The 24,588-nt window shown below is 75.0% G+C and carries 17 protein-coding genes; 8 read left to right on the forward strand and 9 right to left on the reverse strand.

What is annotated here, in order from left to right; genetic code table 11:
* Positions 1-34: 34 nt before the first annotated feature.
* Together HC251_RS02510 and HC251_RS02515 are read right to left on the reverse strand one after the other, a co-directional pair.
* Positions 35-832 carry an alpha/beta fold hydrolase gene (locus tag HC251_RS02510; RefSeq protein WP_219943749.1) on the reverse strand — a complete coding sequence of 266 codons (798 nt, stop codon included), beginning with the start codon at positions 830-832 and terminating at the stop codon, positions 35-37.
* Between the two features lie 61 nt (positions 833-893).
* The gene (locus tag HC251_RS02515) at positions 894-1,853 is read right to left on the reverse strand and encodes a YafY family protein (RefSeq protein WP_219943750.1); all 960 of its coding nucleotides are present in this window, start codon (positions 1,851-1,853) and stop codon (positions 894-896) included.
* Between the two features lie 63 nt (positions 1,854-1,916).
* Between HC251_RS02515 and HC251_RS02520 the strand changes: the two genes are divergently transcribed.
* The 3 genes from HC251_RS02520 to HC251_RS02530 all read left to right on the forward strand — a co-directional run bounded on the left by HC251_RS02520 (position 1,917) and on the right by HC251_RS02530 (position 4,714).
* On the forward strand, positions 1,917-3,068 hold the full coding sequence (locus HC251_RS02520) for a winged helix DNA-binding domain-containing protein (protein ID WP_219943751.1): 1,152 nt from the start codon (positions 1,917-1,919) through the stop codon (positions 3,066-3,068).
* 99 nt (positions 3,069-3,167) lie between these two features.
* On the forward strand, positions 3,168-4,187 hold the full coding sequence (ligD, locus tag HC251_RS02525; protein WP_219943752.1) for a non-homologous end-joining DNA ligase: 1,020 nt from the start codon (positions 3,168-3,170) through the stop codon (positions 4,185-4,187).
* A gap of 41 nt (positions 4,188-4,228) precedes the next feature.
* Positions 4,229-4,714 carry a MarR family winged helix-turn-helix transcriptional regulator gene (locus HC251_RS02530; RefSeq protein WP_219943753.1) on the forward strand — a complete coding sequence of 162 codons (486 nt, stop codon included), beginning with the start codon at positions 4,229-4,231 and terminating at the stop codon, positions 4,712-4,714.
* A gap of 110 nt (positions 4,715-4,824) precedes the next feature.
* On the opposite strand, the gene HC251_RS02535 is transcribed toward HC251_RS02530, so the two are convergent.
* Both HC251_RS02535 and HC251_RS02540 read right to left on the reverse strand, forming a co-directional pair.
* Positions 4,825-5,025 carry a hypothetical protein gene (locus tag HC251_RS02535; RefSeq protein ID WP_219943754.1) on the reverse strand — a complete coding sequence of 67 codons (201 nt, stop codon included), beginning with the start codon at positions 5,023-5,025 and terminating at the stop codon, positions 4,825-4,827.
* Between the two features lie 56 nt (positions 5,026-5,081).
* Positions 5,082-5,426, reverse strand: coding sequence for a hypothetical protein (locus tag HC251_RS02540; protein ID WP_219943755.1), 345 nt, complete (start codon positions 5,424-5,426; stop codon positions 5,082-5,084).
* A gap of 113 nt (positions 5,427-5,539) precedes the next feature.
* Here HC251_RS02540 and icmF point away from each other — a divergent pair, with 113 nt between their 5' ends.
* Positions 5,540-8,797, forward strand: a complete 3,258-nt coding sequence (gene icmF, locus HC251_RS02545) for a fused isobutyryl-CoA mutase/GTPase IcmF (RefSeq protein ID WP_219943756.1) — start codon at positions 5,540-5,542, stop codon at positions 8,795-8,797.
* A gap of 65 nt (positions 8,798-8,862) precedes the next feature.
* The gene (gene ppc, locus HC251_RS02550) at positions 8,863-11,595 is read left to right on the forward strand and encodes a phosphoenolpyruvate carboxylase (protein ID WP_219943757.1); all 2,733 of its coding nucleotides are present in this window, start codon (positions 8,863-8,865) and stop codon (positions 11,593-11,595) included.
* Between the two features lie 44 nt (positions 11,596-11,639).
* Here the strand turns inward: ppc and HC251_RS02555 are convergent, their stop codons facing one another.
* Complete coding sequence (locus HC251_RS02555; RefSeq protein WP_219943758.1) at positions 11,640-12,539, reverse strand: LLM class F420-dependent oxidoreductase; 900 nt, start codon at positions 12,537-12,539, stop codon at positions 11,640-11,642.
* A gap of 25 nt (positions 12,540-12,564) precedes the next feature.
* Complete coding sequence (locus HC251_RS02560; protein ID WP_219943759.1) at positions 12,565-13,539, reverse strand: TIGR03557 family F420-dependent LLM class oxidoreductase; 975 nt, start codon at positions 13,537-13,539, stop codon at positions 12,565-12,567.
* A gap of 95 nt (positions 13,540-13,634) precedes the next feature.
* On the opposite strand from HC251_RS02560, the gene HC251_RS02565 reads away from it, so the two are divergent.
* From HC251_RS02565 to HC251_RS02575, 3 genes are all read left to right on the forward strand, one after another.
* Positions 13,635-14,051 (forward strand): PPOX class F420-dependent oxidoreductase, encoded by a 417-nt coding sequence (locus HC251_RS02565; RefSeq protein WP_219943760.1) that lies wholly within the window; start codon positions 13,635-13,637, stop codon positions 14,049-14,051.
* A 201-nt stretch (positions 14,052-14,252) separates the two neighbouring features.
* Positions 14,253-15,053, forward strand: a complete 801-nt coding sequence (locus HC251_RS02570; RefSeq protein ID WP_219943761.1) for a TetR family transcriptional regulator — start codon at positions 14,253-14,255, stop codon at positions 15,051-15,053.
* Entirely contained in the window at positions 15,050-15,682 is a 633-nt protein-coding gene (locus HC251_RS02575; protein WP_219943762.1) for a sterol desaturase family protein, read from the forward strand. Before HC251_RS02570 ends, HC251_RS02575 begins: the two co-directional genes overlap by 4 nt.
* A 10-nt stretch (positions 15,683-15,692) precedes the next feature.
* Here the strand turns inward: HC251_RS02575 and leuA are convergent, their stop codons facing one another.
* The 3 genes from leuA to HC251_RS02590 form a co-directional block, all read right to left on the reverse strand.
* Positions 15,693-17,393 carry a 2-isopropylmalate synthase gene (leuA, locus tag HC251_RS02580; RefSeq protein ID WP_219943763.1) on the reverse strand — a complete coding sequence of 567 codons (1,701 nt, stop codon included), beginning with the start codon at positions 17,391-17,393 and terminating at the stop codon, positions 15,693-15,695.
* Between the two features lie 240 nt (positions 17,394-17,633).
* Entirely contained in the window at positions 17,634-21,236 is a 3,603-nt protein-coding gene (locus HC251_RS02585) for an exodeoxyribonuclease V subunit beta (RefSeq protein ID WP_219943764.1), read from the reverse strand.
* Positions 21,236-24,544, reverse strand: a complete 3,309-nt coding sequence (locus tag HC251_RS02590; RefSeq protein ID WP_219943765.1) for a PD-(D/E)XK nuclease family protein — start codon at positions 24,542-24,544, stop codon at positions 21,236-21,238. Before HC251_RS02590 ends, HC251_RS02585 begins: the two co-directional genes overlap by 1 nt.
* Between the last annotated feature and the right edge of the window lie 44 nt (positions 24,545-24,588).

Here is a 24,588-nt window from a genome sequence, read left to right on the forward strand (position 1 = left end):
ACTGGCCACGTAGTGGCCAGTTCTGCCGCGATGCTCAGGCGACGCCGGGGAAGGAGGCCACGACGGGGGCGACGACGTCGGCCGGGGCGCCGTGGTCGTGGCCGTCGAGCTTGGCCCGGCGGGCGTCGGGGAGGAGCTCCACCAGCCGGTCGGCGGTGTCCCGGAAGAAGTCCGGGCTGGCACCGCCCACGACCACCAGGGTCGGCACCGCCACCGATCGGACCAGGCCCTCGGGGACGGCACCACCGGCGTCGAGGTCGCCCATCACCATGAGGTCGTACGGCATCGTCGGGGCGACGGCGAGCATGCCCGGGTCGGCGGTCATGCCCGCCAGCACCTCGGGCGGCAGCCCCATGTCGGCCATGAAGCGGGCGATGGCGTCACCGGGCCGGTCCTCGTCCAGGGCGGTGACGATGTCGGCGGCCATGGTCCGGACCTCGGCCACGCTGGCGTCGTCGTCGGGGCCGTAGGGCGGCTCGTGCAGCACCAGGCGGGGGATCGCCAGCCCCGCGGCCGCCGCCCGGAGCGCCACCCCCGCGCCCGACGAGTGGCCGTAGACGGAGGCCTCGCCGCCGAGGGCGCCGATCACCGCGTCCAGGTCCTCCACCTCGCGAGCCACGGCATCGTCCGGCACGGGGCCCTGCCCGCCGCTGGCGCCCCGGCCCCGCCGGTCGTACACGGCGACCCGGAACCGGTCGGCGAGGGCCTCGGCCAGCGGGCGCAGGGTCTCGCGGGTGCAGAAGATGCCGGCCACGAGGACGAGCGCAGGGCCGTCGCCGACGATCTCGTGGGCGATCGGGGTGCCATCGGCTGAGGGGACGGTGCGGGGCATGGGGCCTCCGAGCGGTCGGCGGGTTCGGCGGTCGACCCCCGCCGAGCCCGGGGCTCATCGGTCACGACCCGGCGCGGTACCGGGCCACCAGCTCGGCCCCCAGCTGGCCCAGCCGGTCCCGGGCCTCACCCGGGGCGAGGACCTCGAGGGCACCGCCGTAGCCGGCCAGCTGGTCCACGACCACCTCCCACGACGGTCCGGCGATGGTGGCGGGGACCCGCCCGTCGGGTCGGGGCGGGGCGTCCTCGTCGACGACGAGGTTCGCGCCCCAGTGCATCCGCAGCTGGCGGACGAGGTCGGCGTCGGCGAGCACCTCGACGCCCTGGGCCATCCGCCTCTGGTCCATCTCGGCCACGACCTCGGCCCAGGTCACGGCCAGGTCGAAGCCGGCGGGCCGCTCGACCGGGGTGGCGGTGCGATCGACCGACCGGACCCGCCAGACCCGGAACGTCCGCACCCCCTTGTCGGTGCCGGCCACCAGGTACCAGATCTGGCCCTTCTGGACGAGGCCGAGCGGGCTGATCGTCCGCTGCGTCTCGGCCCCCTGCCGGTCGGCGTAGCCCAGCTCGACCTGGATGCCGTCGACGACGGCCCGCTGCAGCTCGTCGAGGAACGGCGGCGGGGTGGGGGGCGACGCGCCCCAGCTGGCGGGGTCGAGCATCACCGCCGACGCCGCCGCCTCGGCGTCGGCCCGGAAGGTCTCGGGCAGCGCCTGGACCAGCTTGCGCAGGGCGGACTTGGCCTCCGGCGTGGCCGACGACCCCGGACCGGCGACCAGGAACAGCGTCCGGGCCTCGGCCGCCGTCAGCCCGGACAGGTCGGTGCGGGACCCCCCGAGCAGCGACCAGCCTCCGCCCCGCCCGGCCTGGGAGTAGACGGGGATGCCCGCCATGCTCAGGGCCTCGAGGTCACGGCGGGCGGTGCGCTCGGAGATCTCCAGCTCCTCGGCCACCTCGGCCGCGGTGACCCGGCCCTTGGCCTGGAGCAGCAGCAGGGTGGCCACGAGGCGGTCGGCGCGCACGGGTCGAGTGTCGCACCCCAAACCGGCCAGGACGTGTCCACTTCTGGGCGCGACCCTGCTCCCATGACGGGCACCCCTCCGACGCTCACCCGGCGCCAGCTCAACCGGGCCCTCCTCGCCCGCCAGGACCTCCTGGCCCGCGCCGGTCGCTCGGTTCCCGAGGAGGTGGAGCACCTGGTCGGGCTGCAGGCCCAGGAGCCGCTCGACCCCTACACCGCGCTGTGGTCGCGGCTGGAGGGCTTCGCCCCCGCCGCCCTCGGCGCCGGGCTCGAGGACCGCACCCTCGCCCGCCTGGTCACCTGGCGGGGCACCGTCCACCTGCACACCGCCGACGACGCCCTCCTCGCCCGCGGTCTGGCCCAGGAGGTGGTGGAGCGGCGGATCTCGCCCGGGAACGTGTTCGGGCGGGCGACCGCGGGGGTCGACCTCGACGCCGTCCTCGCCGACGTGTGGGCGTGGATCGGCGAGGAGCCCCGGTCCGGCGCCGAGGTGAAGGCCCGGATCGGCGAGGCCGGCAGCAGCGACGTCGAGCGGCTCGTCGACGTGGTGAAGTACCTCCTCCCGACCGTCCAGGTCCCGCCGCGCGGGGTGTGGGGGAGGAGCGGTGCGGCGCGGTGGGCCCCGCTGGACCAGTGGCTCGGGCGTCCGCTGGCCGCGGCCGGACCCGACGACGAGGACGCCGTCATCCTGCGCTACCTGGCCGCCTTCGGGCCGGCCAGCGCCGCCGACATCGCGACCTGGTCGGGGTGGATCGGGGTGCGGGCCAAGCTCGACCGCCTGGCGGGTCGCCTGGTGACCTACCGCCACGAGGACACCGGGCGCCTGCTCGTCGACGTCCCCGACGGGGCCCGACCCGACCCGGACGTCCCGGCGCCGGTCCGCTTCCTCCCGGAGTTCGACGACGTGCTGCTCAGCCACGCCGACCGCAGCCGCATCGTCCCCGACGGGCTCGGGGGCGGCGCCCTGGTCGAGGTGGTCGCCCGGCCCCGGGTGGTCCTCGTCGACGGCAGCGTCGGGGGGCTCTGGTCGATCCGGCGGGAGGACGGCCGGGCGACCCTGGTGCTCCGTCCCCTGGTCCGGTGGACGCGGGCGCAGCGGCGCGACGCCGAGACCGAGGGCGTCGCCCTGCTCGGCCTCCACGCCCCCGACGCCGACCACGACGTCGACGTGATCAGACCGGAGCGCTCCGGTACGCCGGCGGCGGCACGCCGGTGACCCGGCGGAAGGCGGCGCCGGAGGCGCGCCAGGTGGCGTCGCCACGTCCAGCCCGCACGCCGGCCTGACCCGGCGAGCCGGAGGAGGTAGCAAGGGCGAGTGGCCCGCACCCCCGACGACGCCGATGCGCCGGAGGCCGGCGGTCCGGAGCGGTGGTACGAGCCCATGGCCGCCACCCTCGCCCCCGACGCCCGGCTGCCGGGCGGGAGCAGCGGCGGGTGGATCTTCGAGCGCAAGCTCGACGGCGTCCGCCTCCTGGCGTGGGTCGTCGGCGGCGAGGCCACCCTCCTGTCCCGCAACCGCATCCACCAGGAGGACGTCTACCCCGAGGTCGTCGACGCCCTGGCCGAGCAGGTCGCCGTCGACGCCGTGATCGACGGCGAGGTCGTCGCCTACGACGCCGACGGCCGGACCAGCTTCCCGCTGCTCCAGCGGCGGATGCACGTGCACAGCGAGGCCCGCTCGCGGCTCTCCCCGGTGCGGACGACGTTCGTCGCCTTCGACCTGCTGTGGGTGGCGGGGCGCGACGTGCGGGACCTCCCGCTCGCCGACCGGAAGTCGCTCCTGGCCCGCGTGGTCGAGCCGACCGGCGAGCGTGCGAGCGGCGCAGGACGCAACACGATCGAGGTGGCCGAGGCGCTGGAGGGTGAGGCCGACGAGCTCGTCGGCCGCGCCCGGGCCGAGGGCTGGGAGGGGCTGATCGCCAAGCGGGTGGGCAGCCGGTACCAGGGCCGTCGCAGCCGGGACTGGCTCAAGCTCAAGGTCGTGCGCGAGCAGGAGATGGTGATCGTCGGGTTCACCCCGCCGTCGGGGGGTCGGGTCGCCATCGGGGCCCTGCTCCTCGGCTACGTGGACGACGGGCAGCTGCGCTACGGGGGCAAGGTCGGCACCGGCTTCAGCGAGGAGGTGCTCCGCGACCTCAAGGGGCGCCTCGATCCGCTCGTGGTCGACGCGCCTCCCGTGTGCGACCCGCCCCGGATGAGGGAGGCCCGCTGGGTCCGACCCGAGCTGGTGGCCCAGGTCGGCTTCGGGGACTGGAGCGACGCCGGCCGCCTCCGCCACCCGCGCTACCTCGGCCTCCGGGTCGACAAGGACCCGGCCGACGTCGTCCGCGAGTAGCCCCCTCCGGCCGTCCATGGTGGCGTGGCTACCGTGCCGGGGTGGCTGGTGACCTCCCCTTCGACCCGATCGAGGAGGCCGACCGGCAGTGGCGGGCCCACGGGTGGGGCGCCGCGGCCCCGGGCATGGGCGTCGTCACCTCGGTCATGCGGGCCCAGCAGGTCCTGCTGGCCCGGGCCGACGCCGTGCTCGGGGCGTTCGGGCTCACGTTCGCCCGGTTCGAGGTCCTGACGCTGCTGTCGTTCACCCGCGAGGGCCGCCTGCCCATGGGCAGGCTCGGCGCCCGGCTCCAGGTCCACCCGGCCAGCGTCACCAGCGCCGTCGACCGCCTGGAGCGCCAGGGCTTCGTCCGCCGGGAGCCGCACCCCACCGACGGACGGACGACCCTCGCCGTCCTGACCGACGAGGGCCGTGCGGTCGCCGCCGCTGCGGCCCAGCGCCTCAACGGCGACCTGTTCGAGACCCTCGACCTCACCGAGCCCGAGGCCGTCACCCTCTTCGCCCTCCTCGCCCGCCTCCGCTCCTGACGACCGGTCGTCCGCTCCCCACGGATGGTGCCAGGCACCTTCCGTGGCTGACCGATCGGCGACGGTGTCCGAGGCCCGTACCGTCGCACCCGACGTCCGGGAGGCCGGCGTCAGGCGGTGCGGAGGACGAGGGAGAAGGCGCCCTCGCCGCGCATGGCGAAGGCGACGGCGCTGACGGCCTCGGTGGTCACGACCCCGTCGTCGCCCACGCGCTCGACGACGATGGCGGTCTCGTCGGGGACCGAGTCGGTGAGGAACGCCCGGAGCAGGCCGGCGGTGATCAGCGGCGGGGTGGTCGGGAGGGCGGACATGGCCGAACCATCGGTCCGGGTCGCCGCCGCATGAGCCCGGCGTCCGCGGCGGGAGGTCAGCCCACCGGACCGGCGTCGTAGGTGCTGTGGACCAGCGCCTGCAGATCGGTGAACAGCTGCTCGCTGGCGTCGGCGACGACGGTGGCCCGGGCGGCCATGGCGGCGAGGCCCTGGTCGCTCATCAGCCAGGCGACGCAGGCCTTGGCCGCCGCGGTGCTGGGGACCTCGGCGACGAGCAGGCGGCCCTCGACCCGGAGGGGCCGGTCGGTGCCCTCGACCGACGGCCAGGCCTGGATCAGCTCGGTCTCGAGCTCGTCGGGGGCCCGGGTCAGCGAGAACCCCAGGACGATGGCGGAGCTCTGGTACCGCACGTACTCGATGTCGCGCACCTCGAGGGTCATGGGCCCCCATCGGCGGGCCCGGGTCACCCGTGAGGTCCACCCCGACGGCCCGGCCGGCGCCGCCCCGCCCTGACCCCTCGACAGGTAGTTTGACGTCCAACTAATCTGGGCCGATGCCCTCGCCCGACCTGCACCGCCCGGTCCACCCGGTGCGGTTCGTCACCGCCGCCAGCCTGTTCGACGGCCACGACGCCTCGATCAACATCATGCGCCGGATCCTCCAGAGCCAGGGCGCCGAGGTCGTCCACCTGGGCCACGACCGCTCCGTCGAGGAGGTCGTGACCGCGGCCGTGCAGGAGGACGTCCAGGGCGTCGCCGTCAGCTCCTACCAGGGCGGCCACGTCGAGTACTTCCAGTACCTCCACGACCTGCTGCACGAGCGGGGCGCCGGGCACGTCAAGGTCTTCGGCGGGGGCGGCGGGACCATCGTCGCCGACGAGATCGCCCAGCTCCACGCCTACGGCATCACCCGGATCTTCTCCCCCCACGACGGCCAGGCCATGGGCCTCCCGGCGATGATCAACCACCTCGTGCGCGAGGCCGACGTCGACCTGGCGGCCCAGGCGCCCAGCAGCCTCGACGCCCTCCTCGGCGGCGACAGCGCCGCCCTCGCCCGGGTCATCACCTGCCTCGAGGGCGACACGCTGGCCACGACGCTCACGGCCGAGCTCCGCGCCGCGGCCGAGAGCCGGGCCGTCCCCGTGCTCGGCATCACCGGCACCGGCGGGTCGGGGAAGTCGAGCCTCACCGACGAGCTGGTGCGACGGTTCCGCCTCGACCACGAGGACAAGCTCCGCATCGCCGTGATCGCCATCGACCCGACCCGGCGCAAGGGCGGCGGCGCCCTGCTCGGCGATCGCATCCGCATGAGCTCGATCGACCCGGCGACGGTGTACTTCCGGTCGCTGGCCACCCGCACCGCCGGGGCGGTCGTGCCCGAGGCGCTCGACGACATCGTGGCCGCGACCAAGGCGTGGGGCGCCGACGTGGTCCTCGTCGAGACTCCGGGCATCGGCCAGGGCGACGCCGCCATCGTCGACCACTGCGACCTGGCCCTCTACGTCATGACGCCCGAGTTCGGCGCCGCCAGCCAGCTGGAGAAGATCGACATGCTCGACTTCGCCGACGTCGTCGCCATCAACAAGTTCGACCGGCGGGGCGGCGAGGACGCCCGGCGCGACGTGGGCCGCCAGATGGTGCGCACCACCGAGTCGTTCGGGTCGCAGCCGGCCGACATGCCCGTGTTCGGCACCGTCGCCAGCCGCTTCAACGACGACGGCGTGACCGCGCTGTACCAGGAGCTGAGCCGGCGCCTGGTCGACCACGGCCTGGTCCTGCCGGCGGGGGGCGGGGCGCTCGCGCCGGTCGACGTCAAGGTCAGCTCGGCCGACACCGCCATCGTGCCCCCGGCTCGGGTCCGCTACCTGGCCGAGGTGGCCGAGGCCGTCCGGTCCCACCACGCCCGCACCGCCGAGCAGGCGGCCGCCGCCCGCCAGCGCCAGGCGGTGCGCTCGGTGCGGGCCCTCGTCCAGGAGCAGGGCGGCGACGAGGAGGCGGCCGGCCTGCCCGCCCTCGAGGAGGCGGCCGACGGGCGCCTCGACGCCGAGTCCCGGGCCCTCCTGGACGGGTGGCCGGCCACCGTCGAGGCCTACTCGGGTGACGAGCACACCGTCACGATCCGCGACCGGGAGATCACGACGCAGCTGACCCGTGAGTCGCTGTCGGGCACCAAGGTGCCGCGGGTCGCGCTGCCCCGCACCACCGACGAGGGCGACCTGCTGCGGTTCCTCCGGGAGGAGAACCTGCCCGGGCGGTACCCGTTCACGGCGGGGGTGTTCCCCTTCAAGCGCGACGGCGAGCGGCCGGCGCGGATGTTCGCCGGCGAGGGCGACGCCTTCCGCACCAACCGACGGTTCCACCTTCTCTCCGAGGGCCAGCCCGCGACCCGCCTCTCCACCGCCTTCGACTCGGTGACGCTCTACGGCTTCGACCCGGACCTCCGGCCCGACATCTACGGCAAGGTCGGCAACGCCGGCGTGAGCGTCGCCACCCTCGATGACATGAAGGTCCTCTTCGACGGGTTCGACCTGTGCGACCCCACGACGTCGGTGTCGATGACCATCAACGGCCCGGCCCCCACGATCCTGGCCATGTTCCTGAACACGGCGATCGACCAGCGCCTCGACGCCTTCACCGCCGAGCACGGGCGGGAGCCCACCGACGAGGAGGCGGCCGAGGTCCGGGCCTTCGTGCTCGGGAACGTCCGTGGCACCGTGCAGGCCGACATCTTGAAGGAGGACCAGGGCCAGAACACCTGCATCTTCTCCACCGAGTTCGCCCTCGGGATGATGGCCGACGTCCAGGAGTGGTTCGTCGAGCAGCAGGTGCGGAACTTCTACAGCGTCTCCATCTCCGGCTACCACATCGCCGAGGCGGGCGCGAACCCCATCAGCCAGCTGGCCTTCACCCTCGCCAACGGGCTCACCTACGTCGAGGCCTACCTGGCCCGGGGGATGGACGTCGACAGCTTCGCCCCCAACCTGTCGTTCTTCTTCAGCAACGGCATGGACCCGGAGTACACGGTCATCGGTCGGGTGGCCCGCCGCATCTGGGCCATCGCCATGCGCGACCGCTACGGCGCCGACGAGCGCAGCCAGAAGCTCAAGTACCACGTGCAGACCTCGGGCCGGTCGCTCCACGCCCAGGAGATGGCCTTCAACGACATCCGCACCACGCTCCAGGCCCTCATCGCCATCTACGACAACTGCAACAGCCTCCACACCAACGCCTACGACGAGGCCGTCACCACGCCCACCGCCGAGTCGGTCCGCCGGGCCCTGGCGATCCAGCTGGTCATCAACGAGGAGTGGGGCCTGGCCCTGAACGAGAACCCCAACCAGGGGTCGTTCATCGTCGAGGAGCTCACCGACCTGGTCGAGGAGGCGGTGCTGGCCGAGTTCGACCGCATCGCCGAGCGCGGCGGCGTCCTCGGCGCCATGGAGACCGGCTACCAGCGCGGCCGCATCCAGGACGAGTCGATGCTGTACGAGACCCGCAAGCACGACGGCTCGCTGCCGCTGATCGGCGTCAACACCTTCCTCCCGCCCGAGGGGTCCGACGACGAGGCGGCGCGGGAGGTCGCCCTGCAGCGCTCGACCGACGAGGAGAAGCGGTCCCAGCTCGCGCGGCTGGCCGACTTCCAGTCCCGCCACGCGGGTGAGCGGGAGGCGGCGCTGGCCCGCCTGCGCGACGCCGCCCTCGCCGGAGAGAACCTCTTCGCCGTGCTGATGGACGCGGTCCGATCGTGCTCCCTGGGTGAGATCACCCACACCCTGTTCGACGTCGGGGGCCGCTACCGCCGCAACGTCTGAGGCCCGCCGGACAGACCCCGGTCATCGCGTCGGGGACCGGTCGTGCGCTGTGGGACCATCGGACGATGCTGCGCCCCGGCCCTTCGCCCGACGAGGGCCCCCCGGCGCTGCGCGACGACATCCGCCGCCTCGGCGCCCAGCTGGGCGCCACCCTCACCCGCCAGGAGGGGGCGGACTTCCTCGCCCTCGTCGAGGAGGTGCGCGCCGCGGCCAAGGCGGTGCGGGCCGGCGACGCCCCCGACGACGACCTGCGCGACCGGCTGGCCGCCGTCGACCTGCCGACGGCGATCCGCCTGGCCCGGGCCTTCTCGTCGTACTTCCACCTGGCGAACCTGGCCGAGCAGGTCCACCGCGAGGGGGCGCCGGTGCCGACCGGACCCCCGGGCCTCCCGTTCGTCCCGCCCCCGATCACCTCGGCGCCCACGGCCGCCGAGCGGACCCGGGCCCTGGAGGCGCTTGACGTCCGCCCCGTCTTCACCGCCCACCCCACCGAGGCGTCGCGGCGGTCGGTCACCTACAAGCGCCGCCAGATCGCCGACCTGCTGACGGCCCGGGCCGACCCCCGGGCGACCGACGACGACCGTCGGCGCATCGACCGCCACATCGGTGAGGTCATCGAGCTGCTGTGGCAGACCGACGAGCTGCGGCGGCAGCGGCCCACGCCGGTCGACGAGGCGGGGGGCGTGCTCGACCTCCTCGACGGCATGGTGCCGGTGGTGGGGCCCCTCCTCGAGGCCTTCGCCGAGCGGGTGGCGCTGAGCGGCACGCCCGCCCCGCCGACGCAGCGACCGCTGCGGTTCGGGACCTGGGTGGGCGGCGACCGCGACGGCAACCCGAACGTCACGCCCGAGATCACCCGCGAGGTGCTCGACCGCCAGCGCCAGCGGGGCCTGGCCCTCGCCGTCCGGGGCATCGACGTCCTCCTGCGCGAGCTGTCGGTCTCGTCCCGCATCGTCGGCCACACCGAGGAGCTGGCGGACCTGCTGGCCCGCGACGCCGAGGCCCTGCCCGACGTGCACCGCCGCTTCGGCGAGCTGAACGCCCAGGAGCCGTACCGGCTGGCCCTGTCGGGCATGCGCGCCCGGCTGGAGGCGGCGAGCGAGGGCGTCGTGCCGCCCGGCTACCGGCGGTCGTCGGAGCTGGTCGACGACCTCATGGTGCTGCGGCGGTCGCTGCTGGCCAACCGGGGTGAGGTCCTCGCCCGGGGCCCGCTCGACCGGGCCATCCGCACCCTCGTCGCCTTCGGGTTCACCATGGCGACGATGGACGTCCGCGAGGACGCCCGGGTCCACCACGAGGTCATCGGCGCCCTGCTCGACCGGTCGGGTGGCGACGGCCCCGCCTACGGCGACCTCGACCGGCCCGCCCGGTCGGCGCGCCTGGCCGCCCTGCTGGAGGAGGCCCGCCCGCTGGCCCCGGCGGGGGCGGTCCTGGAGGAGAGGCTGGCCCGCACCCGGGACCTGTTCACCGTGATCGCCACGGCCATCGAGCGGGACGGGCCGGAGGCGATCGAGAGCTACATCATCTCCATGGCCGACGATGCCGACGACGTCCTCGCCGTCGCCGTGCTCGCCGTCGACGCCGGCCTCGTCGACCTCCCCGGCGGGGTCGCCCGGCTCGGCGTCGTCCCCCTGTTCGAGACCATCGACTCCCTCGTCCGGGCCGGCGAGGTGCTCGACCGGCTGCTGTCGTGCCCGCCCTACCGGCGGCTGGTGGCCCTGCGCGGCGACGCCCAGGAGGTGATGCTCGGCTACTCGGACTCCAACAAGGTCGGGGGCACGATCACCTCGCGGTGGCAGATCCACCGGGCCATGCGGGAGCTGCGGGACGTCGCCGCCCGCCACGGTGTGCGGCTCACCCTGTTCCACGGCCGGGGCGGCACCGCCGGGCGGGGCGGGGGCCCGACGGCGGAGGCGATCCTGGCCGAGCCCTTCGGGGTCCTCCAGGGCGCCATCAAGATCACCGAGCAGGGCGAGGTCATCTCCGACAAGTACGCCACCGACCCCATCGCCGACCGCAACCTGCGCCTGACCCTGGGCGCGGTCCTGCGGGCCACGTTGTTCCACACCGAGTCCCGGGTCGACCCCGGCCAGCTGGCCCGGTGGGACGGGGTGATGGACGTGGTGTCCGACGCGGCTCAGGCCGCGTACCGGGACCTGGTCGACGACCCGTCGCTCGTCGCCTACTTCCTGGCGTCCACGCCGGTCGACGAGCTGGGGTCGCTCAACATCGGGTCCCGTCCGGCCCGCCGTGGCGGTGGGGGCGCGGCCGGTGCCGACCTGTCGGACCTGCGGGCCATCCCGTGGGTCTTCGGCTGGACCCAGACCCGCCAGAACGTGCCCGGCTGGTACGGCGTCGGGGCCGGGCTGGCCGCGGCGCGGGAGGCCGGTCACGGCGACGAGCTGGCCGAGATGGCCCGGTCGTGGCCGTTCTTCGCCGACGTGCTGTCGAACGTCGAGATGGTGCTGGCCAAGACCGACCTCGGCATCGCCTCGCGCTACGTCGACGCCCTCGTGCCGGCCGAGCACCAGCGGCTGCTCGACGTGATCCGGGCCGAGCACGAGCGGACCTGCGCCGAGGTGCTGGCGGTGCTCGACGTCGACGAGCTGCTCGCCGGCCGGCCCGGCCTGCGCCGGACCCTCAGCGTGCGCGACACCTACCTCGACCCCCTCCACGTCCTCCAGGTCGAGCTCCTGGGCCGGTGGCGGGCGGCGGGCGACGCCGCCGACGGCACCCTCCAGCGGGCCCTGCTCCTGACCATCAACGGCATCGCCAACGGCCTCCGCAACACCGGCTGAGGCCGAGATGAGCCACGGACGGTGCCAGGCACCTTCCGTGGCGGTCAGGCGAGGGAGAAGGCGGCGCTCAGGTCGCGCCAGGTCTGGACGGGGACGTCCGTGGCGCCGTCGATGACCTGGATGCAGACGTGGTCGGCGCCGGCGTCGAGGTGGGCCTGGACCCGGGCCACGACGTCGTCCATCGAGCCCCACGCCACGATGTGGTCGACGAGGCGGTCGCTGCCGGCCTCGGCGAAGTCCTCGTCGGTGAACGACGGGTCCATGCGCTGGATGTTGCCCTTGTAGTTGGGCAGGCCGGTGTAGATCCGGGTGTGGCTGCGGGCCTTCTCGCGGGCGCTCGTCGGGTCGGTGTCGAGCACGACGGCCTGCTCGACGGCGAGCAGCCTGTCCGGGCCGAGCGCCGCGCGGGCCAGGGCCGTGTGCTCGGGCGGGACGAAGTACGGGTGGGCGCCGTCGGCCTGGTCGCGGGCCAGCTCCAGCATCTTGGGGCGGAGGGCGGCCAGGACCCGACGGGGCGGCGAGGTGGGCTCGGCCGCGAAGAAGAGCCCCTTGTCCATCGCTGCGAGGTACTCCTTCATGGCCGAGTAGGGCTTGGAGTAGTCGTGGCCCCGGATGCCCTCGACCATGGGCTGGTGGCTGACGCCCAGCCCGAGCAGGAACCGGTCGGGGTAGGCCTCGGTGAGCGTCTTGTGGGCGGCGCCGGCGGCCATGGGGTCGCGGGCCCAGATCGAGGCGATGCCGGTGGCCACGACGATGTCGGTCCCGCCCCGCAGCAGGAGGGCGGCGCTGGTGAACGCCTCTCGCCCCACGGCCTCGGGCGTCCAGACGGCACCGAAGCCGAGCTCGTCGAGCTCGTCGACGTGCTCGACCGCCTGGCCGGACGGGACCAGGTCGAGCTGGAACTGCCAGATGCCGATGCGTCCGATGTCGACGGGGGGAGCCATCGCCCCACCGTACTTGACCGGCCGGTCAAGACAGGGCGGGAGCCACCTCGTCGCGCCAGAAGGCGAGCGTCCCCTCGACGTCATCGCCCACGGGGACGATGCTCAGGTTGCGGAACCCGGCGTCGACGAACTGGCGCACGGCCTCGACGTAGGGCTCGGGATCGGGGCCGTGGGGCACGTCCGCGGCCATCGACTCGGGCGTGACGCACTCGGTGGCCGCCCCGAAGTTCACGGGGTTGGGCAGCTCGGCCATCACCTTCCACCCCGGGGCGCTGAACCGGAGGCGCTCGTGGGCGAGGCGCAACCCCTCCTCCTGCGACGGCGCCCACGCGAACGGCACCTCGGTCCAGGTCGCGGCGCGGTCGCCGCCCCGCTCGGCCCAGCCGTCGACCAGGCCGGGCTCGGGGTCGACGGCCATGATCCCGTCGGCGCCGGCCCGGTCGGCCAGGTCGAGCGAGGCGTCCCCGCTGACGCCCACCACCACGTCGATGCGCTCGTCGGGCAGGTCGTAGATGCGTGCGTCCTCGACGGTGTAGTGGCCGCCCCGGTGGGTCACCCAGTCACCGGTCCACAGCTCGTGGAGGATGGCGATGGCCTCCTCGAGCATCTCGTGGCGGAGGTCGACGGCGGGCCACGGCGCCCCGGTGACGTGCTCGTTGAGCCGTTCGCCGGCGCCGACGGCGAGGGTGAGCTTGCGGTCGGTCATCGCCGCCACGGTCGCCGCCGCCTGGGCCACGATCACCGGGTGGTACCGGATGATCGGGCACGTCAGCCCGGTCGCGATGTCGAGGTCGCTGGTGGCGTGGGCCACGGCGCCGAGCACGCTCCAGGCGAAGGGGCTGTGCTCGTGCTCGGGGAGCCACGGATGGATGTGGTCGGAGATGGCGACGAAGGCGAAGCCGTGAGCCTCGGCCATCACCGCGTGCTCCACCAGCTCCCGGGGGCTGCGCAGCTCGGACATCAGCTTGAGCCCGAAGCGGGCGGTCGTCTCGGAGGGCATGGGTGCGCCCCTGCCCGGTGCTCCCTGCGCCACTCGCTCCGCTCGCCGGTGGCGCTTCCGGGACGAACATCGCTGGTCCGGGGGTTGGTCCCGGCATGGACCTCCCCGCTGCCCTCGACTACGTCCGCCCCCGCGACCACGGGGTGCTCGTCACCCTGAAGGCCGACGGCCGGCCCCAGCTGTCCAACATCAACTACGGCGTCAGCGACGACGGCGTGGTGCGGATCTCGATCACCGCCGATCGGGCCAAGTACGCCAACGCCCGGCGCGACCCGCGCGTCTCGCTCCACGTCACGGCCGACGACTTCTGGTCCTACGTCGTCCTCGAGGGCGACGCCGACCTCACGCCCGTCGCCGCCGCCCCCGACGACGCCACCGTCGAGGAGCTGGTCGCCCTGTACCGCGACGTCCAGGGCGAGCACCCCGACTGGGACGACTACCGCGCCGCCATGATCCGCGACCAGCGCGTCGTCCTGCGCCTCCGCCCGACCCGGGCCTACGGCATGGCCTGAGGGCCCGACGCCGCGACGACACCGGTGGCCCAGATCGTCGCCCTGCGAACCATCCGGCCACCCCTCGACGGCGCGCCACCGCCGTGACCAGCACCGATGCGTCGGACGGCGAATCGCCAGCGAATCGCCGTCCGACGACCCCGTCCTGCTCGACGGGCGGTCCCTTGACCACCCTCGATCGACCGTCCTACGTTTTCCGACGTGCCTTCGGAAAACGTCGCCGCGTCGTCGACGCCGGCCCTCGCCGGTGACCGCCGGACCCGCAAGCGGGCGGCCCGGCGCAACGCCCTCCTCGCCCTCGCCGCCGACCTGGTGGAGGAGCGGGGCCCCGACGGGCTGACGATGGCGGCCCTGGCCGAGGCGGCCGACCACGCCCCCTCGAGCCTCTACACCTACTTCCCGTCCCGCTCGGCCCTGCTGTCGGCCCTCCAGCAGCAGGCCCTCGAGGTCCTCGGCGCCGTCGCCGACGACGCCCTCGCCTCCTGGGACGCGGCCCTGACCGAGGCAGGAGCCGACGCCGCCCCCGCCGCCCTGGCCCGGCTCCTCGCCTTCTCCCGGCTGTTCCTGTCCGCGCCCGACCACCACCCCCGGGAGTTCCGGCTCCAACAGCGCCTGCTCGTCACCGAGGGCGTCGCCGACGCCGCCGACGCGGCGACGGTGGTGCCCGCCGCCATGGCCGTCCTCGACGTGCCCCGCCGCCTGCTGGCCGCCGCCGTCGACCAGGGGGCCCTGCGGCCCCACCAGCCCGTCGCCGACCCGCTCGACGAGCCCCTCGACGGTGCCCTCGTCCGCACCTTCGCCTGGGTCGTGGCCCTCAACGGCGCCCTGCTCGTCGACGGGCTGGCCACCGGCATCCCCACCACCGGCGCCCGGCTGGGCGAGGAGATCACCGACGCCCTGCTCCGCGGCTGGGGCGCCGACCCCGCCACCCTCGCCACCGCCCGCACCCTCGACGCCGGCCTGGCCGGGCCGGCGGCCGACCGACCCGGGAGACCCTCATGACGACCGCCGTCACCGTCGCCCTCGCCGTCCCCGCCGGCTGGGCCGTCTGGACCCTGGCCGAGTACCTGCTGCACCGCTTCGCCATGCACCACCTGCACGGCCGGGGGATCATGAGCCGCGAGCACCTCGAGCACCACGTGACGTCGGGGTGGAGCTTCGACCGGAACCACGTCCTGTCGTGGACCGGGATGCTGCTCGTCGGGGGCGTGGTGTGGGCCCCGCTCGGGTGGGTCCTGGTGAGCCCGCTCGCCGGCGTCACCGTCGCCGCCGGGTGGGCCTTCGGCTACTTCTTCTACGAGTACCAGCACGCCGTCGCCCACCTGCGGGCCCCCCGGACGCGGTACCAGCGCCTCGTCCGGCGCCACCACTTCCACCACCACTTCGGCGCGCCGATGCGGAATCACGGCGTCACCATCCCGTTCTGGGACCACGTCTTCGGCACCCACGAGGCGCCGGACCGGGTGCGGGTGCCGCGCCGTCTGGCGCTGCCGTGGCTGGTCGACGCCGACGGTGAGGTGCGGCCCGCCTTCGCCGCCGACTACGTCCTCGTCGGCGCGGCCGAGCCCACCGAGCGGCTCCTCACGCTCGACCGGGCCCGGGCCTTCGCCTCGGTCGCCCCCGCCGACTGACGGCGGGCGTTCAGCCCTCGGCCACCTCACCGTCGGCGACGGTGCGGGACGCGGCGCCGAGCACGGCCTTGAGGCTGGCGGTGATGATGTTGGCGTCGGTCCCCACGCCCCAGCGCACGGTGCCCCCACCGTCCTGGGTCTCGACGTAGGCCACGGCCAGGGCGTCGGCCCCGGCGCCGAGGGAGTGCTCGCTGTAGTCGACGACGTCGATGTCGACGCCGAGCCCGGTCCGCACCCCGTCCACGAAGGCGGCGACGGGCCCGTTGCCCGACCCCGTGATGGTCACCGGCTCACCGTGCGCCACGACCTGGGCGGTGATGGCGCTGGCGCCGTCGGCGGACGTGGTCAGCTCGTTCGTGCGCAGCACGAAGGCCGGGTCCTCGGGCAGGTACGTCGTGGTGAAGGTGTCCCACATGGCCGCCGGCGAGATCTCGGTGCCGGTGTCCTCGACGATGGTCTGCACCGTCTTGGAGAACTCGATCTGCAGCCGGCGGGGCAGGGCGAAGCCGTGCTCGGTCTCCATGATGTAGGCCACCCCGCCCTTGCCGGACTGGCTGTTGACCCGGATGACGGCCTCGTAGGTCCGGCCCACGTGGGCCGGGTCGATGGGCAGGTACGGCACCGCCCAGCGCTCGTAGTCGCGGCCCCGGCCGGCGGCCTCGGCCTCGGCGTAGAGGGCGGCGAAGCCCTTCTTGATGGCGTCCTGGTGCGACCCGGAGAAGGCGGTGTACACCAGGTCGCCGGCGTAGGGGTGGCGCTCGTGCACCGGCAGGCGGTTGCAGTACTCGGCCACCCGGCGGACGGCATCGATGTCGTGGAAGTCGATCTCGGGGTCGATGCCCTGGCTGAACAGGTTCATCCCCAGGGTGACCAGGTCGACGTTGCCGGTGCGCTCGCCGTTGCCGAACAGGCACCCCTCGACCCGATCGGCGCCGGCCAGCACGCCCAGCTCGGCGGCGGCCACGGCGCAGCCCCGGTCGTTGTGGGGGTGCAGCGACAGCACGATGGCCTCGCGGTTGCGCACCGTCCGCAGGAACCACTCGATGGCGTCGGCGTAGAGGTTGGGCGTGTACATCTCGACCGTGGCCGGCAGGTTCATGATCAGCGGCCGCTCGGGCGTGGGCTCGATGACCTCGGCCACCGCCTCGCAGATCTCCACCGCGTAGGGCAGCTCGGTCCCGGTGAAGCTCTCGGGCGAGTACTCGTAGCGGACGTCGGTCTCCGGGATCGTCTCCTCCAGCTTCCGGCACAGCCGGGCGGCGTTGACGGCGATCTCGGTGATGCCGGCCTGGTCGAGCCCGAACACGACCTCGCGCTGCAGGGTCGAGGTCGAGTTGTAGAAGTGGACGATGGCGTGGTGGGCGCCGGCGATCGCCTCGTAGGTCCGGGCGATGAGGTCGTCGCGGCACTGGGTCAGCACCTGGATGGTGACGTCGTCGGGGACCAGGTCCTCCTCCACCAGCTGGCGCACGAAGTCGAAGTCGGGCTGGCTGGCCGACGGGAAGCCGACCTCGATCTCCTTGTAGCCCATGGCCACCAGGGTCTGGAACATCTTCAGCTTCCGGGCCGGGTCCATGGGGTCGATCAGGGCCTGGTTGCCGTCGCGCAGGTCGACCGCGCACCAGCGGGGGGCGGCGGTGAGCCGCCGGTCCGGCCAGGTGCGGTCGGGAAGCTTGACCGGGACGGTCGGCTGGTACTTCTCGAACGGCATGGGCCGGGGGGTGGCGGGCTCGGGACGCATGGGGACTCGCAGTCGGGTGGTGGTGGTGGGCGGTTGAACAGAGGCTGAAAACGAAAGAAGCTCCTGGCCCTTCGGGGGCTCAGGAGCGACGGACGCCGATATGGGGGCGTCCGTCTACACGAGGAGGAGGAGGGAGGTGGGCCGGGCGGACATCGCCGACCACCATCCCCCGAAGGTCGCCGCCCTGTCAAGGCGGGGCGGCGACGCCGGTCAGGGCGCGGCGGAGACGACCCCGGGCCGGTCGACCTCGACCTCGGCGCCGGCCCGCACGAGCGCCTCGACCTCGGCCATGGCGGCGTCGAGGTCGCCGAGGTGGCGCTCGACCACGCCCTGCGGGGTCAGGAAGCAGAACGTGACCCGGACGACCGCCTCCCCGGTGGACCCGCCCACGGCGAGGGCGTAGGAGGCGCCCTGGACCCGGTACCCGTCGACGCGCCGGTCGAGCTCGGCGGGGTCGGCGGTGGCGGCGGTCTTGTAGTCGACCACCACCAGGCCGCCGGGGCCTCGGTAGAGGAGGTCGACGTAGCCCTCGAGGAGGCGATCGCCGACAGGCGTGCTGGCGAAGACCTCCCGCCAGTGGGGCGCTCCGGCCGCCTCCCGCACCGACGGTGAGCCCAGGGCGGCGTGGACCAGCTGGGCCACCACCGGCTCCTTGTCGGTCACCGCCTCGGCCGCGGCCTGGGCGGCCACGGCGGCGGCGACCAGCGGGTCGCCGGGCTCCGAGGACAGCGGCACGGTCTGGAGCACGCCGTGCACGGCCCGACCCACGGCGGTGCCGTAACGGCCCTTGAGCCACGGCGGCCGGTCGAGGTCGCCGGGCCGCTTGTGGAGCCCGGCGTCGTCGCCGTCGGGGGCCTGGTCGAGGTCGTGGTCGACGGCGACGGTGGCGAAGTCGAGCGCCAGCTGGCCCCCCTCGTCCTCGGCGGTCGAGGCCTCGCCGGCGGCGGGGGGCTGGGCCGGAGGGCAGGGCGACGCGTCGGCCCTCTCGACGTCGGGTCGGCCCTCGTCGGTGAGGGCGGTGGCGGCGACCGTGGTGGGGCGGCTGGCGGCGGCGAGAGCCGCGTCGCGGGCGTCGGCCCACTCGTCGAGGGGCTCGCCCAGCGGGGCGACGGCGGCCGGCGCCGGGGCCACCGCCCGCGGGGCCGGCTCGGCCGGAGGGCCGTCGGGGAGGGCGTCGAGGAGCTCGCCCATGCCGGCGAGGAGCAGCTCGGCGTTGGTGCGGTTGGCGGGGGCCGGCTCCTTCTTCCGCTCGACGCGGTGCAGCGACACCACGAGGTGGTCCTTCGCCCGGGTCGTGGCGACGTACAGCAGCCGGACCCGCTCGTCGAGGTCCATCTGCTCGTCGACGGGGCGGTTGGCCGTGTAGGTCGACGTCTCGGCGTGCTTGCCCAGGTAGTAGGCCACCCCACCGGCCGTGAACTTGGCGTCGCCGGCCGTGGCGGCCCGGCGGGGGTAGGAGGTGGCGCCGGAGACGATGGTGATCGGGAACTCGAGGCCCTTGGCGGCGTGGATCGTCATGATCCGCACGGCGTCGTCGTCGGTCTCGGGGAGGATGGCCTCCGCCACCCGGGCCCCCTCCTCGGTCTGGTGGCCGATCCACCCGAGGTAGCCCCGCAGGTCCCCGCCGGTGGCGTCGGTCCACGCCCGGGCCTGGTCGACGACGAAGCGCAGCCGCCGCCAGACGTCGCGCGGCCGCCCCTCGGCGAAGGCCAGCTCCATGGCCCGGCGGTCGCGCACGATCCGGTCGAGCAGCGCCGACGGGCTCGTCCAGGCCCGCTCCTCGTGCCAGGTGCGGAGGACCTCGAGACCGACCCGCACCGGGTCGTCGGCCGGCACCGTGTCGGGCTGGTCGGCGGTGTAGGTCCAGTGCCCGCCCCGCTCGACGCGGAAGCGGTACAGGTCGTCGTCGCCGCACCCGAACAGCGGTGTGCGGAGGGCCGAGACGGTGCGGAGCTCGTCGGTCGGGTCGGCGACGGCCCGCACGACCAGCAGGAGGTCGCGCACGGCCCGGCTGGCGTAGACGAGCGAGCTGGCCTCGGTGCGGTAGGCGATGCCGGCCTCGGACAGAGCGTCCTCGAGGAACGGCAGCGACGTGCGGGCCGGCACCAGGATCGTGATGTCGCCCAGCGAGGCGTCCCTCCAGCCGCCGGCGCCGGCGCCGACCTGCCAGCGCTCGTCGTGCGCCCGGCGGATGGTGGCCACCACGTCGGCCGCCTCGGCGGTGCGGACCTCCGACGCCGTGGGTCGGCCGGTGTGGGCGTGGCGGCCGAGGACCGAGACCGTGGGCCCGGCGTCGGGAGCCGGGTCGGGACGGACGGCGTCGAGCGGGGTGTAGTCGGGCCGGGGGGTCAGCGGCAGCTCGTCGTCGGGGGGCTCGGCCATCAGCGTGGCGAAGGTGGCGTTCACCCAGTCGGTGATCCCGGGGACGGTGCGGAAGTTGGCCGTCAGGGTCACGGCGTGGCCCCCGCCGTCGGCGGCGAGGAGGCGTTGGGCGTCGAGGAAGACGCCGATGTCGGCGCGCCGGAACCGGTAGATCGACTGCTTGGGGTCGCCGACCACGAAGAGGCGGCCGGCGGCGACGGGCACGTCGCGCCAGTCGGGCGCAGCGGCCTCGGGCGACCTCGGGTCGGCGGCGGCGATGCGCACCGCCAGCTCGATCTGGATGGGGTCGGTGTCCTGGAACTCGTCGAGGAGGAGGCGCTGGTAGCGCTCGTGGAGGACCTGACGGGTGCGACCACCGTGGACCGGGTCGCGGAGCAGGGCGCGGGCCAGCACGAGCAGGTCGTGGAACTCGAGGGTGCCGCGGGACCGGCGTTCCCCGGCCGAGGCCAGGGTGAAGCGGCGGATGGCGGCGCCGAGGTGGTGGGCGCACTCGTCGGCGATCTCCCGCAGCACGTCGTCGACGAGCGCCTCCAGGGCTCGGAGGTCGGCCTTGACCTCGTCGGAGCTCACCCGCCAGCTGCCCTTCCGCCCGCCGCGGGGGCGGAACGTGCTGGTCGCGGCCCGGGCCTGGCGCAGCGCCTCGACCTGCGCCTCCTCGTCCGGCGCGGCCCGGACGGTTGCGGCCCACTCGCCGACCTCCTGCAGCTTGAGGCACAGGAGGTCCGTGGGGTCGATGCACTCGCCGACGAGGGCGCAGACCTCCTCGACGCGGTCGAGGACCCCGGCCACCCGCGGCCCGGCCGGGCGGGGCGGCGGGGCGTCGGGGTCGACCAGCTCGTCGACGAGGTCCCAGTTGGCGTCGAAGGTGCGGGCCAGGGCGTGCGGCGTGGTGTCGCGCACGCCGGCGGCGAACAGCAGCAGGAACGTGCGGGCGTAGGCCGGGTCGGTGTAGAGCTCGTCGGAGAAGCGGGCCCAGCGCTGCTCGAACTCGACGCCCGAGGTGACCTCGTCGAGGACCTCGACCCGCGGTGGCAGCCCCGCCTCGACGGGGTGCTCGACCAGGATCCGCTGGGCGAAGGAGTGGAGCGTCCCGATGGCGGCGCCGTCGAGCTCGTCGAGCGCCGCCCGGCACCGCTCCGCCCGCGGGTGGTCGGGGTCGGCGGTGGCGGCCTCCTCGAGCGAGCGCCGCAGCCGCTCGCGCAGCTCGGCGCCGGCCTTCTCGGTGAAGGTGATGGCGGCGATGCCCGACAGCGGCACGGGCGGGTGGCTCCGCCCGTCGGCTCCCTCGCCGGTGACGAGCGAGAGGACCCGGCCGACCAGGGCGGTCGTCTTGCCCGAGCCGGCGCCGGCCTCGACGAACAGCGTCTCGCCGAGGGCCGAGCCGATGCGGTCGCGCGCCGTCTGGTCCGGAGGGGCGGGGCGCTCGACCATCAGCCCGCCCCCTCGGTGATGCGGGCCCGGGCGCTGGCCGCCGCCGCCCCGGCGTCGGGCGGCCCGGCGCCGACGTCGGCCGGGTCGACCTCGTCGGGGTCGGGCTCGGACCGCCGGTCGGGGTCGATGAGGGCGAGGTAGCCGGCCATCGCCGGGTCGGCCCCCTTGGCCTCCCACGCCCGGCGCAGGTCGGCCACCCCGAGGAAGTCGGGGTCGCAGCTCCAGCACGGGTTCCAGGGCTGGCCCTGGTGGTCGGTGGGGTGGGCCGGGAACAGACCGGCCTCGATGCCCTCGACGATGAGGCCCAGGGTCTCGGAGATGCGCTCGGAGATCTCCGGGGTGAGGACGTAGCCCTTGGTGCTGAAGCGCCCCTTGGAGGAGACGAACCAGTACTCGGAGCGGACCTCGGCCTCGGGATCGCCGACCGCGGCGCGGGCCGCGGCGCCGTACACGGCCAGCTGGAGGTGGGTCCCGCCCTGGTCCGGGTTGCGCTCCGACAGACCCTGGTAGGCGCTGGTCCCGCCCGTCTTGTAGTCGGCGACGACGAGACCGCCCGCCTCGGTGCGGTCGATGCGGTCGATCTGGCCCCGGAACCGCACGGCGCGGCCGTCGGGCAGCGGCAGGGCCACCGGCGGGAGGTCCTCGTCGCCCAGCCCGAAGCCGAGCTCGGCGTGGAGGTGCCGACCGCCGTTGAGCCGTCTCACCTCCTCGTCGAAGGTGAGCGTGGCGTCCAGGTCGGCCAGGATCCGGGCGCGGTCCCGGCCCCAGAACAGGGCCCGACCGGTGAGGCCGACAGCCTCGTACTCGGCGCACAGCGCGGCCCCGATCTCCCGGAGCCGGAGCCGGTCCGCCGCCGTCCACGGGTCGGTCGGCCCGGGACGGGCCCGCTCGGGGCGGGCCAGCACCTCGAGGAGGAAGTCCTCGAGCGCCTTGTGGACGAGGCTGCCCCGGTCCAGCGCCGAGATGCTGAGCGAGTCCTCGGGGTTCTCCACCTCGCGGATGCCGAGGACGGAGCGGACGAAGTAGTCGAAGGGGCAGCGGGCCCATCGTTCGAGGCCGGTGGCCGAGGCGACCCGTCCGCTCTCGGGGTCGGCGGGCGAGGCGACGGGGAGGCCGCCGAGGTTGCCGTCGAAGCGGGTCAAGCGGGACGAGGCCCGGCCGGCGATCAGCTCGGCGCCGCGAGCGATGACGGGGTCGCCCAGCGCCGTGGCCGGCCCCAGCGCCCGAGGCCCGGCGCCGGCGGCGAGGAGCGAGCGCAGCCGGTGCTCCTGCGGTGTGGCCGGTTGGTCGAAGGTGCGCACGGCGTGGTCGAAGCTGTGGATGTGCTCGAGCCACGGAACGTCGAGGGCCGGGAGGTCGTCGCCCCAGAGGCGCCCACCGGAGAGGTGCCCGGCCAGGTCGAGCAACCAGCGGGACGGCACCCGGTCCCGCCCACCCCGGAGGTCGCCGCGCGGGAAGCACAGGACCTGGCGGTCGGCGGCGGCGGTCGCGGCCAGGAGGTGGCGGTGCTGGCGGGCGACGCCGTCGCGCCGCAGGGGCAGGAGCCCGTCGACGGCCCGACGCTCGGTGTCGGGGAGCAGGGAGTCGTCGCGCGGTGGGCGGGGGGCCAGCCCCTCGGCCAGCCCCACCACCACGACCAGGTCGAGGTCGAGGCCGACCCCCATGGTGAGGGGGCCGACGAGCACGCCGTCGCCGAAGCGCCCGACGCGCCCGGTGTCGGACTCGAGCTCGACCTCCAGGGTCCGGACGACCACGTCGAGACCCACCGGACCCTCGACCTCGTCGAGGACGGCGAGGCGGTCGATGGCCAGCTCGACCCGCTCGGCGGCCCGGCGCTCGACCTCGTCGCCGGGCCAGTCCTCCCGCTGCGCCGCCGGGCCGAGCAGGCGGTCGAGCAGGGCCCGGGCCCAGCGGGCGTGCTGGGACCAGGTCCGGGGCCGGCGCCCGGCCCGCTCGAGGTCGTCGGCCAGGCCCGTCACGAAGGCCCGCAGGCTGCGGGCGTGATCCGCCCGGCGGCGGTTGCGGGCCGCGGCGGCGGCGTCGTCGTCGGCGACGGCCTGCTCCGCCCGCTCGTCGCGGCGCGCCGCCTCGGCGAGCAGGCGTGCGTCCCACTGGTCCCGACCGGCGACCACCCCCGCCTCGCGCGACAGCCGCTCCCAGGCGGCGACCGGGACCGGGCGCCCCTCGAACCGGAGGGGGGCGGTGCCCAGCCAGTCGAGGACCGCCTGGCGGCGCCAGCCCTGCTCCGGCAGGGCCAGCAGCCCGATGAGGGTGCGGCCCGCGGCGCGGGAGGCGAGGGGCACCGGGGAGGGGCCGTTGACGGCGACCCCGGCCGCGGCCAGGTGCTCGTGGAGGAGGCGGGCGTAGGGGTCGGCGGTGGGGTGCAGGACGGCGATGCGGTCGAGCGGGGTGCCGGCCCGTGCCGCGGCGACGACCCGGCGCACGGCGTGGCGCACCTCGTCGTCGGCGTCGGAGGCGCTGGCGACCTGCGTGCGGTCGGGAGCCACGGTGGGGCCGACGATGCCGACCCCAGCGCGCGGAAGGCCGTCCGGGGCCGGCACGGGCACCCCGAGGCGGGCGAGGGTGGTGACGACGTCGGCGTCGGCGCGGGGGTCGCCGGTGGTGCCGGCCAGCACGCGCACCTGCTGGCGCTCGGCCACGGTGCGGACCAGGGCGGCGGCGTGGAGCGTCAGCAGCTGGGGCAGGTGGAGCACGACCGGTCCCAACGCCTCGGCGGCACCCGGGTCGCCGCCCACCCGGTCGGCCGCCGCCGCCATGAGGTCCTCCTCGTCGGACCAGTGGGCGGCGAGGACCTGCCGGGCGGCGCGGTGGACCCGCACCACCTCGGCGGCGCGCGGCCCGGTGCGGGCGATCGACGACAGGGCGGCATCGGGGAGGTCGCGCAGCTCGCGGTAGCTGGCCACCAGCGCCGCCTCGGTGGCGGGGTGGTCGGCCACGGGTGCGAACAGGCCCGGGTCGGTGCCCAGCACCTGCCGGACGGCGGCCGAGAGGGACGGGATCGACACGGGCCGGCGGCCGGTGGCGGCGATGGTGGCGGCACCGAGGAGCTCGGCCAGGCGGAAGACGGTGAGGAAGTCGACGGCGGCGACCCCGCGGCCGGCCCGCGTCACGGGGCCGAGGACGTCGGATGCGAGGAGGCGGCGGGCGGTGACGCCCACGTGGTTGGACGGGACGACGACGGTGACCGGGGCGAGGGGGTCGCCCGCCTTGGCGTCGGCCACCGCGTCGCGCAGGGCGACGAGCGCGCCCCGTCCGTACGGGACGGGGGTGACGGTGATCGAGGGCATCGGAGGGGATGGTACGAGGGGGGTGCGACAGCGCCAGCCCCACG

It is taken from the genome of Iamia sp. SCSIO 61187 (assembly GCF_019443745.1).
Classification (GTDB): Bacteria; Actinomycetota; Acidimicrobiia; order Acidimicrobiales; family Iamiaceae; genus Iamia.

Excerpts from the sequence above, each read along its gene's own strand:
- icmF (WP_219943756.1), top strand. The coding sequence starts at position 5,540 with ATGCCCTCGCCCGACCTGCACCGCCCGGTCCACCCGGTGCGGTTCGTC.
- ppc (WP_219943757.1), top strand. The coding sequence starts at position 8,863 with ATGCTGCGCCCCGGCCCTTCGCCCGACGAGGGCCCCCCGGCGCTGCGC.
- HC251_RS02575 (WP_219943762.1), top strand. The coding sequence starts at position 15,050 with ATGACGACCGCCGTCACCGTCGCCCTCGCCGTCCCCGCCGGCTGGGCC.
- HC251_RS02590 (WP_219943765.1), bottom strand. The coding sequence starts at position 24,544 with ATGCCCTCGATCACCGTCACCCCCGTCCCGTACGGACGGGGCGCGCTC.
- HC251_RS02535 (WP_219943754.1), bottom strand. The coding sequence starts at position 5,025 with ATGTCCGCCCTCCCGACCACCCCGCCGCTGATCACCGCCGGCCTGCTC.
- HC251_RS02560 (WP_219943759.1), bottom strand. The coding sequence starts at position 13,539 with ATGCCCTCCGAGACGACCGCCCGCTTCGGGCTCAAGCTGATGTCCGAG.
- leuA (WP_219943763.1), bottom strand. The coding sequence starts at position 17,393 with ATGCCGTTCGAGAAGTACCAGCCGACCGTCCCGGTCAAGCTTCCCGAC.
- HC251_RS02585 (WP_219943764.1), bottom strand. The coding sequence starts at position 21,236 with ATGGTCGAGCGCCCCGCCCCTCCGGACCAGACGGCGCGCGACCGCATC.
- HC251_RS02555 (WP_219943758.1), bottom strand. The coding sequence starts at position 12,539 with ATGGCTCCCCCCGTCGACATCGGACGCATCGGCATCTGGCAGTTCCAG.
- HC251_RS02540 (WP_219943755.1), bottom strand. The coding sequence starts at position 5,426 with ATGACCCTCGAGGTGCGCGACATCGAGTACGTGCGGTACCAGAGCTCC.
- HC251_RS02565 (WP_219943760.1), top strand. The coding sequence starts at position 13,635 with ATGGACCTCCCCGCTGCCCTCGACTACGTCCGCCCCCGCGACCACGGG.
- HC251_RS02520 (WP_219943751.1), top strand. The coding sequence starts at position 1,917 with ATGACGGGCACCCCTCCGACGCTCACCCGGCGCCAGCTCAACCGGGCC.
- HC251_RS02510 (WP_219943749.1), bottom strand. The coding sequence starts at position 832 with ATGCCCCGCACCGTCCCCTCAGCCGATGGCACCCCGATCGCCCACGAG.